The sequence below is a fragment of the Microbacterium sp. zg-YB36 genome, assembly GCF_024623575.2.
Taxonomy (GTDB): domain Bacteria; phylum Actinomycetota; class Actinomycetes; order Actinomycetales; family Microbacteriaceae; genus Microbacterium.
The window spans coordinates 103,992-117,437 of sequence record NZ_JANJFD020000009.1 but is presented as its reverse complement, the minus strand read 5'-3'; the positions used below and the strand labels follow the sequence as shown (position 1 = coordinate 117,437).

Here is a 13,446-nt window from a genome sequence, read left to right as displayed (position 1 = left end):
CCTCCCGCGGCTGGGGAGGAATCGTCAGCGCGGCATGCCCTGCGCGGTGGCCAGCACCCGGATGCCGGGGACACCGGTGACGAACTTGCCCCAGTTCGTGCCCCGCAGCACGTAGAGGTTGCCCTGGGCGTCCAGCAACCGCGGGACCGAGGCCTGGTTGGTCGGGGCGATCGTGGTGACCCCGGCCGGCGCGGTCAGCGCGGTGCCGGCGCCGCCGACGATCTGCTCGACCAACTGCGAATCGCCCGCGACGTCGACGACGATGCCCAGGTGGGTCGCATCGAGCCAGGCGACGGCCACGCCCGTGCCGGCCAGGCTCGCCAGTGCGTGCGGCTCCCCCAGCCGCACCGGCACCGCACCCTCACGGATGATGCCGGCCACCCAGACCGCCGGACCGCCGCTGCCTTGCACGAGCGCGGCGACCCGGGTCCCGTCCCGCGACACTGCCATCGCGGTGACGCCGGTGGCATCGGGCCACGCGCCGGCCACCTGCACGATCTCGCCCTCCGGACCGAACGCCTGCAGCGCGCCGGGCGCCGAGCGCGGAACGCTCCACACCCAACCAGCGGTGTCGATGGTGGGGGCGATGAGACCCGCGCGGGTGTCCACATCCGCCCAGCCTGCTGCGGTGTCCACGCGGGCGACGGCCCCGGTGCCGCGTAGGAGTGCGGCAGCTTCGTGGTCCGCCGCGACCTGGACGGCGACGGGTGCGGCATCCACGACCGCATCCGACAGTGCGAGCGGTTCCAGCGTGTCCCCGGCGAGGAAGCCGAAGCCCTCGTCGGCGAGCACGAGCGGCTGTTGCGGCACCCGCGTCGGCGTGGTCGCGACGACCGACGCGGCCAGGGGCTGACCGTCCACGGTCAGCTGGACCTGGCTGACCCCGGCCCCGGCGAGACTTTCGACCAGCTGCGTCTGCAGTCGGTCCAGTGCCGTGCGGTCCAGATCCAGCGCCCCGGCGGTCAACTCGATCTGCGCGGTGCCGTCGTCCTGCACCGGGACCGTGCGGGCGGCGAGGAGGACGTCGCCGGTCACGGCGGTGGCCACGGCCCCCTCCAGCCACGGGCTGGGCCCGCCCTCCAGCAGCGCGCTGGCGATACTGGTGGCGGGGTTCGTGGTGGTGAACCACCGCACATCGGGCACCAGGTAGTTCCAGGAGGGGTCGAAATAAGCCAGCGGGTAGCTGCGGAAGACGTCTTCGAACCGGGCGTCGTCCAGCACGATGCCGTTCGGCGCCTCGCTGATGCGCCACTGTCCGTCCTCCTGAGCCAGGCGGAACGCCAGGTCCTGCCCTTCCCCGCCGACGTCATGGTAGGCACCGCTCTGATCGACCGTCGCCTCGGCGGTGACGTTGAGCATGATCTCGTCTTCGGCGACCTCGACGTACTCGCGGTCGGCGAAGTCGTCGATGGTCACCCCGGCAAACGGGTTCCACACCTCGCGTGCGCCCTCGGTGAGGTACTCGCGGGCGGTGGCCCACTCGCCGCGCGTGCCCGACCCTGCCCGGATGAAGCCCTCGACGATCTCGCGGGGCGTCGCACCCGGCTGCGGCGGGTCGGCGACGAAGGTGATGTCCGGCGGCCGCGCATCGCGGTCGCGCTCCATGCCGGGATTGACGGGGCCGCTGGTGGGCAGGCCCGCGCAGGCGGACAGGATCATCGCGGATGCCGCCGCGACTGCGACGGCGACGAAGCGGAACGGTCGTCTCATCGCTGATCTCTCCAGTCTGCCGGCGGGATCTCGATCGGCTGGGTGAGACCGAGCGAGTCCAAGGCGCCGTCATCGCCCGGGTCCGCCGGGATCGGCGAGTGCCCGTCGAACTGGGCGCCGTGCCGCGGGATGGTCAGAACGAAGTTCGTCCCCCGGCCCAGCTCCGACCACACCGCCAGGCTCCCGCCGTGCAGTCGGGCGTCGCCGAGTGCGATCGACAGGCCCAGACCCGTGCCCCCGATGGTGCGGCGGCGCGACGGGTCGGCGCGCCAGAACCGGTCGAACACCCGCTCGGCATCGGCGGCGGTCATCCCGAGACCGTAGTCGCGCACCCCGAGGGCGACCGCGTGCTGATCGCTGTCGACGGTCACCACGATGGGGCGGCCCTCGCCGTGCTCGATCGCGTTGCCGAGCAGGTTGCGCACGATGCGGCGCACCCGCCGCGGGTCCATGTCCACCGGGGAGTAGCCGCCCGGTGCGATGAGGCGCACGTCGGTGCCGTGCTGGTCGGCCAGCTGCTGCATCGAGGCGATGACGTCTTCGGCGAGCTGGGTCATACTCGTCGGTTCGCTCTCCAGTTGCACCGAGCCGGCGTCGTAGCGGCTGATCTCCAGCAGGTCTGTCAGGAGCGTTTCGAACCGCTGCACCTGCGCGTGCAGCAGCTCGGCGGCCCGCGCGGTGGTGGGGTCGAACGCGGCGCGCTGATCGTTGAGCATGTCGGAGGCGAGCCGGATCGTCGTCAGCGGGGTGCGCAGTTCATGCGAGACGTCCGAGACGAACCGCTGCTGCACGAGGGAGAGGTCGGCGAGGTCCTTGATCTGAGACTCGATGCTGTCGGCCATCGCGTTGAAGGAGCGCGCGAGCGTCGCCAGTTCGTCGTCGCCACGCACCTGCAGCCGCACGCCCAGTTCACCGTTGGCGAGCCGGGCGCTGGTCTCGGCGGCCTGCGCGATGGGGCTGGTCACCGACCGCAGCACGACCCACGAGATGGCGCCGATCAGCAGCACCAGCGCAGCCCCCACGATCCACAGCGTGGCCTGCACGAAGCCGAGCGTCTGCGCCGCGTCGGCCAGGTCGTAGCCGAAGTACAGCTCGTACGTGCCCGCTTCGGGCACCTGCAGCTGCTGACCCACGATGATGCCCGGGACGGTGCCGCCGTTGCCGTCGGGGAGGGCGACCGACTGCCACCACTGCAGGTCGCCCGCTTCCTGCACCGAGCTGCGCAGCCCGTCGGAGAGGAGGTTCTCGGTGAGGCCGCCGGTGGTGAATCCCTGCGGCGCGAGCGGCGCAGTCGGGTCGCTGCGCAACGCCGCGGTCATCTCCGTGGCCGCTTGGCGGGCGACGGTGCTGACGTTGACCATGAGGTTCTCCACGGCCACCGCGTCGCCTTCGACCTCCGCCGAATCCAGGGTCGCCTGCGCCGTCTGCGCCGTGCGGGCGGCGTCGGCGAGCACCTGCTCCAACCGCGACTGGAACAGGTCGTTCTGGATCGCCAGCGCCATGAAGACGAACGCCGCGAGCACCGCGAACGCGGTGAGCCCGAGCGTGAGCAGGACGGTGCGGAACCGCAGCGACCGCCGCCACGCGTACCTGACCTCGTCCGGCCAGCGGCGCCAGTCGCGCAGGCGGGACATCACGCGTCGCGACGCGCTCGCAGTGGACAAAGGCTGCCTCAGACCACCGCGCCGGCGCGGTAGCCGACGCCGCGCACCGTCGTGACGATCTTCGGGTTGTCCGGGTCGAGTTCCACCTTCGCGCGCAGTCGCTGCACGTGCACATTCACCAGGCGGGTATCGGCCTTGTAGTGGTAGCCCCACACCTGCTCGAGCAGCATCTCGCGGGAGAAGACGTGCTGCGGCTTGGCAGCGAGCGCGACGAGCAGTTCGAACTCCAGCGGCGTCAGCCCGATCACGTCGTCCGCGCGGCGCACTTCGTGCGCGGCGACGTCCACGCTCAGGTCGCCGATGCGCAGCGTGTCCCCCGTCTGCTGCGCGGCCGGGCGCAGCCGCGTGCGGATGCGGGCGACCAGTTCCTTCGGGTTGAACGGCTTGACGATGTAGTCGTCGGCACCGGATTCCAGCCCCCGAACGACGTCGGCGGTGTCGGTGCGGGCGGTGAGCATGATGATGGGCACACCGGATTCGGCGCGGATCCGCGTGCAGATCTCGATGCCGTCCACGCCGGGAAGCATCAGGTCGAGCAGGACCAGATCGGGCCGGTGCGTGCGCCACGCGTCGACCGCGGCGGCGCCGTCGGCGCAGAAGACGGTGTCGAACCCTTCGGTGCGCAGCACGATGCCGATCATCTCGGCCAGCGCAGTGTCGTCGTCGACCACCAGGATGCGTGAGGTCATGTTTGCGTGCTCGTCCTCCGGGTTCCCCAGCCCGCGCGCGAGGGAGCGGGCTTGCCCCAGAGTAACCGACGCCGCCGGGGGCGGGGCGCACCGGCGGGCACGCCGCGCCGCGGCATCCGCGCTGTATGACACGATAGGGACCACCCCAGCCGCCCAGGGAGAGTCATGACCGCATATCCGGCCTGGACACCTGCCGCCCGCCCGGGCATCATTCCGCTGCGACCGCTGTCGTTCGGTGTGATCCTCGGCCGCTCCTTCGCCGCGCTCCGGCAGAACCCGCGGGTCCTGCTCGGGTTCGCCGTCGCAGTGCAGTCGATCGCGACCTTCGTCGGTTCCGGAGCGATCGTCGCGGTGACGCTGTCGACGTTCCTGCGCTTGGACACCCTGCGCCCGGGCACCGCGGAGTTCGACGAGGTGCTGGCGGGTTCGATCGCGATCAGCTCGATCGCGGCGATCCTCATCAGCCTTGCCCTCGGCGCCTTGGGCGTGCTGGTACAGGGCGTCGTGGTGAGCGAAGTGGCCCACGCCGTCGTGGCAGAGAAGTTGACGCTCGGCGCGCTGTGGCGCCGCGTCAAGCCGGTCGCCTGGCGCCTGATCGGCTACACCCTGCTGCTGACCCTCGCCGTCCTCACCGTCATCGGCCTCGTCGTGGCAGGGGTCGTCGTGCTGGCGTTGGCGAACCCGGGCGGCGGGATCGCGCTGGCCGTCCTGCTGGTGCTGGCGGCGATCCCGCTCACGCTGTGGTTGACGGTGAAGCTGCTGCTGGTCGCCCCCGTCATCATCCTGGAGCAGGCAACGATTCCCCGCGCCGTCGCTCGCTCGTGGCGTCTCACCGTCGGGCGGTTCTGGCCGGCGCTGGGCATCGTCGTCATCATCTCCATCGTGTTCGGCACGATCGCGCAGGTGGTGACCATACCGTTCTCGTTCGCCACCACCGCCCTCTCGACGGTGTTCGCCCCGACCGGCGACCCCGATACCACCGCGATCGTCACGATCATCGTCGGCGGTGGCCTGACGCAGATCATCACCGTGCTCATCCAGGCCGTCGCGCTGATCGTGCAGTCCACCGCGACGTCGCTCATCTACGTCGACTGCCGCATGCGCCGGGAGGGCCTCGACCAGGACCTGCTCGCGTACGTGGAGCGTCGGGATGCAGGGGCAGGCGACCTCGCCGATCCGTACAGCCTGCACATCGGCCGGATCCTCGCACCGCACCCGCCGGCCCATACCGGGCACCCGGGGTACGGATACCCGGGGTACGGCGGCCAGCCGGGTTACGGCGGCCAGCCGGGGTACCCGCAGCAGCCGCCGTACCCGCAGGCGCAGGGGTATCCGCAGCGGCCGCCGTACGCCGCCGCGGCGCCTGCGGGCTCCCCCGCGCCGGCAGCGCCGGCAGCGCCGGCCGAGCGAGCGACCCCATGGGTCCAGCCCTGACCGCCGCCGCACCGCTGATCCCCGACGGGGACGAAGCGCGGGAATGGGCCGAACGCGAACTCGCCGACCCCGCCTACACGATCGCCGAACCGACCCCGCTGGACCGCTTCGCGCACGAGGTCGCGCAGTTCTTCCTCGACCTGTTCAACGCGGACCTGCCCGACGGGTGGGGTCCGTGGATGGCGGTACTGGTCACGGTGCTCATCGTCGCGGTGGTGGTCGTGGCGCTCGTGGTGTGGGGCATGCCGCGCACCTCGGCCCGCTCTCGCGCCGCGACCGAGTTGTTCGGGGAGCGCGAACAGCGCACCGCCGCCCAACTGCGCACCGCCGCCGAACAGCTCGCGGCACGACAGGAGTGGGATGCCGCGGTGGCCGAGCGCTTCCGCGCCCTCGCCCGGGGCCTGGGCGAACGCGCCATCGTGGACGGCGCCCCCGGCGCCACCGTCCACGCCTTCGCCCGCGACGCCGCGGCCGCCTTCCCCGCCCTGGCGGACGATCTCGAGCGCGCCGCGGCGGCGTTCGACGACGTCCGCTACCTCCGCCGGCCGGGAACGGCCGAGCTGTACCGCACCGTGGCGAGCGTCGACGATGCCGTGATCACCACCGCCCCGCACCGCCCCGACCTCGTCGTGGCCACCCCATGACCGCCCCGGCGCCGGTCGATCCGGCGACTCGCCGCCGTCGCACGGGGGGGTGGGTCGGCATCGCCGCCGCGTTCGTGCTCATCGGCGTCGGTTCTGCGGCGCTGCTCTCGCTCGCAGATTGGAACCCGCGCGATGTCCTGGACCCGGCCTCCGCCGGACCTACCGGAACCCGTGCGCTGGTCGAAGTGATGCGGGCACAGGGGCTCACGGTCGAGGTGGCGCGGGATCTGGACGCGGCCGAACGAGCGGTCATGGCAGGACCTGCCACCCTCGTGATCACCGACACCGCTCCGCTGGATGATGCGACGCTGGAGCGGGTCGCGCAACTGGCCGATGACGTCGTGCTCCTGGACCCGCACACCCGCGATGTCCGTGTGCTGTTCGCCGACTCGCGGGCCGCTGGCTTCGGCGACGACACCCTCACCGTCCCGGAATGCGGTCTGCCCGACGCGGAGCGGGCCGGCCCCATCGTCCCCGGCGCGGTGTTCACCGGCGCCGACGGGATCACCTCGTGCTACCCCTCCGGTGACGGCCACGCCCTGCTCGTCCATGGGCGGGATGAGGGGCGCCTTGCCGCCCTCGACGCCCGCGAGCTGTTCACCAACGCGCACCTCGCCGACAACGGCAACGCGGCGCTGGCGGCCAACCTGCTGGGCCGGCTCCCCCGGGTGGTCTGGTACCTCCCGGCGCTGGGCGACGGCGTGCTGCCCGACACGATGCCCACGCTGGGCGAGCTGACCCCTGATTGGGTCACCCCGGCGCTCGCGCTGCTGGGCGTGTCCGCCGTCGCCGCGATGGTGTGGCGCGGCCGCAGGTTCGGCCCGCTGGTGACGGAGGATCTTCCCGTCATCGTGCGGGCGGCCGAGACGACCGAGGGGCGGGCGCGCCTGTATGCGCGCTCCCGCGACACCGTCCACGTCGCAGACCAGCTGCGACACGGTGCGCTGGATCGGCTCACACGCACGCTGGGGCTGGGCCCCTCGGCTGCCGCGCACGAGATCGCCGACGTCGCGGCGGCGCGCCTGCACACCGACCGGGCGCGGGTGCGCGGCATCCTGCTCGATGACCTGCCCGCCACCGACGCCGAGCTCGTGGCGCTCGCCGATGCCCTGCAGCAACTCGAGACGGCTGTCCGTCTCGCCGTCCGACCCGGGAGGAACCCACAGTGACCGACGTCGAAACCCCGTCCCCCACCATCCCCGCCGACGACGCCGCGCTGCGCGAGGCGATGAACCGCGTGCGCCTGGAGGTGGGCAAGGCGGTCGTCGGGCAGGACGGCGCCGTGACCGGTCTGCTCATCGCCCTGCTGGCCCGCGGCCACGTGCTGCTGGAGGGGGTACCGGGGGTCGCCAAGACGCTGCTGGTGCGCTCATTCAGCCGCGCGATCGGCCTGGACACCAAGCGCGTGCAGTTCACCCCCGACCTCATGCCCGGCGACGTCTCTGGTTCGCTGGTCTACGACGCCCGCTCCGGGGAGTTCGAATTCCGGCAGGGGCCGGTGTTCACCAACGTGCTGCTCGCTGACGAGATCAACCGCACCCCGCCCAAGACGCAGGCCGCGCTCCTGGAGGCGATGGAAGAGCGCCAGGTCTCCGCCGACGGCGTGACCCGGCCGCTGCCGGACCCGTTCCTCGTCGCCGCGACGCAGAACCCCGTCGAACATGAAGGCACCTACTCGCTGCCCGAGGCCCAGCTGGACCGGTTCCTGCTCAAGCTCGTCATCGACGTGCCCTCCCGCGACGCGGAGCTGGCGGTGCTGCGCCGCCACGCCGGAGGTTTCACTCCCGGCGATCTGGCCGCCGCAGGACTGGAGGCCGTCGTCGGACCGGCCGACATCCGCGCGGCGCAGCAGGCCGCGGCATCCGTCGCCGTCGCCGACGACGTGCTGGCGTACGTCGTGGATCTGGCCCGCGCGACCCGTCAGGCACCGTCGGTGCAGCTGGGGGCGAGCCCCCGGGCGGCGACCGCGCTGCTGGCCGCGGCGAAGGTGTGGGCGTGGCTGGGCGGCTACCCCGCGATCACCCCCGACCACGTGCAGGCGATGGTGGTGCCGGCGTGGCGGCACCGGCTGCGCCTGCGCCCCGAGGCCGAGATCGAAGGCGTCTCCGTCGAAGCGATCCTCACCGCGGTGCAGCAGCAGACCCCGGTTCCGAAATAGACACGAGCCGGATCAATGCCGCGCAGCGGCGTTGACGCGGCTGCGTGTCTAGGTTGAGTAGCGGCGCGTATCGAAACCCCGAAGGATCCATGTACGTCACCGGCCGTCTCCCCCTGCTCGTCGCCCTCGGCGTCGTGCCGGTCGTGCTGCTCGGCGCGGCGGGCATCCCGCCCTGGCCGGTCGTCGCAGGGTGGCTGCTGCTGTGCGTCGTCGTGATCGCCGTGGATGCCGCCATCGCCGCGGACCCGCGGGCGCTGCGGGTGTCCCGCAGCGGCCCGGCGCGCACCCGCCTGGGCGAGCGGATCGACACGCAGGTGGTCGTCGACAACGTCGGCACCAGGCGCCTGCGCGGGCGGCTGCGCGACGCGTGGCAGCCCACCGCCGGTGCGCCGCAGCGGCGGGCCGACCTGGACGTGCCGGCGGGTGAGCGTCGCGTGATCGCGGTGCCGCTGCAGCCGCGCCGACGCGGCGAGCTGCGCAGCGAATTCGTCGTGGTCCGCTCCGCCGGCACGCTGGGGTTCGCCGGCCGGCAGGCCCGCCTCGAGGCCCCCGGCGCGGTCCGGGTGCTCCCCGCCTTCACCTCTCGCCGCCACCTCCCCTCTCGCCTGGCGCGGCTGCGCGAACTGGACGGCAACACGAGCGTGCAGGTGCGGGGGCAGGGCACCGAGTTCGACAGCCTGCGCGAGTACGTCCGCGGCGACGACGTGCGCGCGATCGACTGGCGCGCCACCGCCCGGGCAGGCACCACCATGCTGCGCACCTGGCGGCCCGAGCGCGATCGGCACGTGGTGATCGTCGTCGACACCGGCCGCACGGCCGCGGCCCGCGTCGGCGACGGGGTGCGGTTGGATGCCGGCATGGAGGCCGCGCTGCTGCTGGCCGCGCTGGCGAGCCGCGCGGGCGACCACGTGCACCTGGTGATGTTCGACCGGGCGCTGCGCGCCCGCGTGACCGGTGTGGACGGTGTGGCGCTGCTGCCCGCGATGGTGGATGCGATGGCGCCGGTGCAGGCCCAGCTGATCGACACCGACTGGGATGCCGCGTTCGCACAGGTGCGCGCGGTGACCTCCCGGCCGTCCCTGGTCGTGCTGCTGACCGCGCAGGACGCCCCCGAGGCCTCCCGTGGGTTCCTGGGGTCGCTGGGAGCGGTGACCCGACACGCCCATGTTCTCGTCGGCACCGCCACCGACACACCGCCCGACGACGCGGCGCCGGCAGCAGGGCGGCGGCGCACCGCCGACGACGTCTACCACGCGGCATCCGTCGAGCGCACCGCGCGCGATTCCGCACGGGTCGCCGCCGCCGTCGTCCGCGCCGGGGGCGACGCGCTGACGGCCTCGGCCGACGATCTGCCACCGCGGATCGCGGACCGCTACCTGGCCCTCAAGGCGGCCGGCCGGCTCTGAGCCGGCCTCGGCCGCACCGCTGGGCCGCTTCCGGCGCGCCACACGTGGGGCTACTGTGAGCGGCGAAAGGAGCTGTCACCATGAGCAACGATCCTCGTCCAGAACAGCCCGTCGCCCCCACTCCCCTCGACCACACCCCCGCCGCCTCCGGCCCGTCGATGGCCCTGCGGCTGTCGGCCGAGGCGATGGGGACGTTCCTGCTGGTGTTCGGTTCGATCAGCGCCGCACTGTTCGCCTCCGATTTCGGCGTCGGCCCGAACGGGTCGTCGCTGGGGATCGGATTCGTCGGCGTCGCCCTCGCGTTCGGGCTGACCATCGTGGCCGGTGCATACGCGTGGGGGCCGATCTCCGGAGGTCACTTCAACCCCGCCGTGACGCTGGGCCTGGCCGCCGCCGGCCGCTTCCCCTGGAAGGACAGCATCGGCTACATCGTCGCGCAGATCATCGGCGGCGCGATCGGCACCACCCTGATCGTGCTGATCGGCCTGTTCGGGCCCGACGGCTGGCTGCGCTCGGCGCAGGACGGCGGTTTCGCCAGCAACGGCTTCGGAGAGCAGTCCCCCGGCGGATTCGGGCTGGGTGCGGCGATCGTGGCGGAGATCCTGTTCACCGCGATCTTCCTCTTCGTCATCCTCGGGGTGACCCACCCCACCCGCGGCACGAAGTTCGCGGGCCTGGTGATCGGGTTGACGCTGACCCTCATCCACCTGGCATCCATCCCGATCGACAACACGTCGGTCAACCCCGCCCGCTCCATCGCGACGGCGATCTACGGCGGCGGCGATGCGCTGCTGCAGCTGTGGGTGTTCATCGTGTTCCCGATCGTCGGGGCGCTGATCGCCGGATTCGCCAATCGCGCGCTGTTCGAAGGGCGCGAGTTCGGCTGAACCTGACACGACCAACGGCCCGCCCCCCTGAGGGGACGGGCCGTTCTTCGTATGTGGCTCAGCGCAGGTCGAAGCGGTCCAGCTCCGAGACCTTGCCCCACGCGGCGACGAAGTCGCGCACGAACTTCTCGTTCGCATCGTCGCTGGCGTAGACCTCCGCCAGCGCCCGCAGCTCGGAGTTCGAGCCGAACAGCAGGTCGACGCGGGTGCCGCGACCGACACGCTCGCCGGAGCCGTCCTTCATACCCTCGAACGCCTGGGAGCCCGGGTCCAGCGGCGTCCAGGTGGTGCCGAGGTCGAGCAGATTCACGAAGAAGTCGTTCGTCAGCACGCCGGGACGCGTCGTGAACACGCCGTACTCCGAGCCGTCCCAGTTGGCCCCGAGCACCCGCAGGCCACCGACGAGCACCGTCATCTCGGGGGCGCTGACCGTGAGCAGGTTCGCCTTGTCGATGAGGTGGTGTTCCTGAGGAAGCACCGCGTTGCGTCCGTAGTAGTTGCGGAATCCGTCGGCCGCAGGCTCGAGGTAGCCGAACGAGTCGGCATCCGTCTGCTCCTGCGTCGCGTCGGTGCGGCCCGGGTGGAAGACCACCTCGGCGTCGACACCGGCAGCGTGCGCCGCCTTCTCGACCGCCGCGTTGCCGGCGAGCACGATGAGGTCGGCCAGCGACACCTTCTTGCCGTCGGTGCGGCCGTCGTTGAACGCGGCCTGGACTGCGTCGAGCTTGTCGAGCACGAGCTTCAGCTGCGGCGGGTTGTTGACCTGCCAGTCCTTCTGCGGTGCCAGGCGGATGCGGGCGCCGTTGGTGCCGCCGCGGAAGTCGCTGCCGCGGAACGACGATGCCGCCGCCCACGCCGTGGACACCAGCTGCGCGGTGGTCAGGCCGGTGGCGAGGATCTGCTGCTTGAGCGCGGCCACATCGGCGGCGTCGATGAGCACGTGGTCCACGGCCGGGACCGGGTCCTGCCACAGGAGCTGCTCGGTGGGGACCTCGGGGCCGAGGTACCGGTCGATGGGGCCCATGTCGCGGTGGGTCAGCTTGAACCAGGCACGGGCGAACGCGTCGCCGAATGCCACCGGGTCCTCGGCGAACCGACGCGAGATCTTGTCGTACTCCGGATCAACGCGCAGCGCGAGGTCGCTGGTGAGCATGCGAGGCTCGCGACGCTTGGTCGCATCGTGGGCCATCGGCACCATGTCGGCGCCGGCGCCGTGCTTCGGCCGCCACTGGTGCGCGCCTGCGGGGCTCGTCATCAGCTCCCACTCGTAGGCGTACAGGATGTGGAAGAACTCGTTGTCCCAGCGGGTGGGGTGGTAGGTCCACGTCACCTCGAGGCCGGAGGTGATGGTGTCATCGCCCTTGCCGGAGGCGTGGTTGTTCTTCCAGCCCATGCCCTGCATCTCCAGGCCCGCCGCCTCGGGGTTGCCCTCGAGGTTCGAGTCGGGAGCAGCGCCGTGGGTCTTGCCGAAGGTGTGACCACCCGCGATGAGGGCGACGGTCTCCTCATCGTTCATGCCCATGCGGCCGAAGGTGTCACGGATGTCGCGCGCGGAGCCGAGCGGGTCGGGGTTGCCGGCCGGGCCCTCGGGGTTGACGTAGATGAGACCCATCTGCACGGCCGCGAGCGGCTTCTCCAGGTCACGGTCGCCGCTGTAGCGCTGGTCGCCGAGCCAGGTGGTCTCGGGACCCCAGTACACGTCGTCGTCGGGCTCCCAGACGTCGGCACGTCCGCCGCCGAAGCCGAACGTGGCAAAGCCCATGGACTCCAGCGCCACGTTGCCGGCGAGGATCATCAGGTCGGCCCACGACAGCGACTGGCCGTACTTCTTCTTCACCGGCCACAGCAGCCGCCGGGCCTTGTCGAGGTTGACGTTGTCGGGCCAGCTGTTCAGCGGCGCGAAGCGCTGCTGACCTGCCCCGCCGCCGCCGCGCCCGTCGGTGGCGCGGTAGGTGCCGGCACTGTGCCACGCCATGCGGATGATGAGCGGGCCGTAGTTGCCGAAGTCCGCAGGCCACCAGGCCTGCGACGTGGTGAGGGTCGCTGCGATGTCCGCCTTGACCGCGGCCAGGTCCAGCGAGGCGAAGGCCGCCGCGTAGTCGAAATCATCGCCGAGCGGGTTGCCGACGGCGGGGTTCTTCTTCAGGATGCGCAGGTTCAGCTGGTTGGGCCACCACACGTTGTTGGCGGAGCCCGTCGTGGGGTGCGGCTGGCTGTGCACGACGGGGCAGCCGCCGGCCTGCTCGGCAAACGCCTCGTCGGTGTCGGTGACGGTGACGGACTGGTCGATGTCGGTCGCGTCTTCACCGATCGCGGGGATCGTGTCGTCGGTCATGTGGGGTCCATCCAATGCAGGGTTCGGGTTACAGAAAGGGGGCAGGGAAAGATCGGGGGAAGTCAGGCGGCGGCGCACTCGGCGCACACACCCCAGTACGTCACTTCGGCGGTGGTGACGGCGAAGCCGTGGGTCTCGGAGGGCTGCAGGCACGGTGCGTGACCGACGGCGCATTCGACGTCGGCGACGCGGCCGCACGAGGTGCAGACGAGGTGATGGTGGTTGTCGGCCACGCGCAGCTCGAAGAGCATGGGCTGGCCGGCCGGCTCGATGCGGCGGACCAGGCCGGCGTCGGCGAAATCGCCGAGGGCGTTGTAGACCGATTGCCGGTTGGCGCGGGGGATGACCGGGGCGACCTGGGCGTGGATGTCGTCGGCGCTGGCGTGCGGGTGTCCGGCGAGCGCCTCATAGACCGCCCGACGGGACTCGGTGACGCGCAGCCCGGCGGCGCGGATCGCTGCAGCGGCATCCGGGGTGCTCTGCTGCTGCGTCATTCCTCGAGCATAGCGTTGTTTTGAC

At 71.8% G+C, this 13,446-nt stretch carries 11 protein-coding genes; 6 read left to right on the top strand and 5 right to left on the bottom strand.

Going from position 1 to position 13,446, the window contains the following annotated elements; genetic code table 11:
• Positions 1–24: 24 nt before the first annotated feature.
• Genes NQ151_RS13575 through mtrA form a run of 3 tightly spaced genes read right to left on the bottom strand, consistent with a single transcriptional unit; the run spans position 25 to position 4,063 of the window.
• A complete protein-coding gene (locus NQ151_RS13575) occupies positions 25–1,710 on the bottom strand; it encodes an LpqB family beta-propeller domain-containing protein (protein WP_257528410.1) in 1,686 nt (561 codons plus the stop codon).
• Positions 1,707–3,344: an MtrAB system histidine kinase MtrB gene (gene mtrB, locus NQ151_RS13570; RefSeq protein WP_257509405.1), complete on the bottom strand. Its 1,638-nt coding sequence runs from the start codon at positions 3,342–3,344 to the stop codon at positions 1,707–1,709. Before mtrB ends, NQ151_RS13575 begins: the two co-directional genes overlap by 4 nt.
• A 38-nt stretch (positions 3,345–3,382) precedes the next feature.
• On the bottom strand, positions 3,383–4,063 hold the full coding sequence (gene mtrA / locus NQ151_RS13565) for an MtrAB system response regulator MtrA (protein ID WP_257509404.1): 681 nt from the start codon (positions 4,061–4,063) through the stop codon (positions 3,383–3,385).
• A gap of 165 nt (positions 4,064–4,228) precedes the next feature.
• On the opposite strand from mtrA, the gene NQ151_RS13560 reads away from it, so the two are divergent.
• From NQ151_RS13560 to aqpZ, 6 genes are all read left to right on the top strand, one after another.
• On the top strand, positions 4,229–5,497 hold the full coding sequence (locus NQ151_RS13560) for a glycerophosphoryl diester phosphodiesterase membrane domain-containing protein (protein ID WP_257509403.1): 1,269 nt from the start codon (positions 4,229–4,231) through the stop codon (positions 5,495–5,497).
• Positions 5,482–6,141, top strand: a complete 660-nt coding sequence (locus tag NQ151_RS13555; RefSeq protein ID WP_257509402.1) for a DUF4129 domain-containing protein — start codon at positions 5,482–5,484, stop codon at positions 6,139–6,141. Before NQ151_RS13560 ends, NQ151_RS13555 begins: the two co-directional genes overlap by 16 nt.
• Complete coding sequence (locus tag NQ151_RS13550) at positions 6,138–7,310, top strand: DUF4350 domain-containing protein (RefSeq protein WP_257528409.1); 1,173 nt, start codon at positions 6,138–6,140, stop codon at positions 7,308–7,310. Before NQ151_RS13555 ends, NQ151_RS13550 begins: the two co-directional genes overlap by 4 nt.
• A gap of 59 nt (positions 7,311–7,369) precedes the next feature.
• Positions 7,370–8,299, top strand: a complete 930-nt coding sequence (locus NQ151_RS13545) for an AAA family ATPase (RefSeq protein WP_257528427.1) — start codon at positions 7,370–7,372, stop codon at positions 8,297–8,299.
• 89 nt (positions 8,300–8,388) lie between these two features.
• The gene (locus NQ151_RS13540; protein ID WP_257528408.1) at positions 8,389–9,705 is read left to right on the top strand and encodes a DUF58 domain-containing protein; all 1,317 of its coding nucleotides are present in this window, start codon (positions 8,389–8,391) and stop codon (positions 9,703–9,705) included.
• A 158-nt stretch (positions 9,706–9,863) separates the two neighbouring features.
• Positions 9,864–10,592 carry an aquaporin Z gene (gene aqpZ, locus NQ151_RS13535; RefSeq protein WP_257509534.1) on the top strand — a complete coding sequence of 243 codons (729 nt, stop codon included), beginning with the start codon at positions 9,864–9,866 and terminating at the stop codon, positions 10,590–10,592.
• A gap of 58 nt (positions 10,593–10,650) precedes the next feature.
• On the opposite strand, the gene katG is transcribed toward aqpZ, so the two are convergent.
• A complete protein-coding gene (gene katG, locus NQ151_RS13530) occupies positions 10,651–12,927 on the bottom strand; it encodes a catalase/peroxidase HPI (RefSeq protein ID WP_257528407.1) in 2,277 nt (758 codons plus the stop codon).
• A 62-nt stretch (positions 12,928–12,989) separates the two neighbouring features.
• Complete coding sequence (locus tag NQ151_RS13525; protein WP_257509398.1) at positions 12,990–13,421, bottom strand: Fur family transcriptional regulator; 432 nt, start codon at positions 13,419–13,421, stop codon at positions 12,990–12,992.
• Positions 13,422–13,446 lie beyond the last annotated feature (25 nt).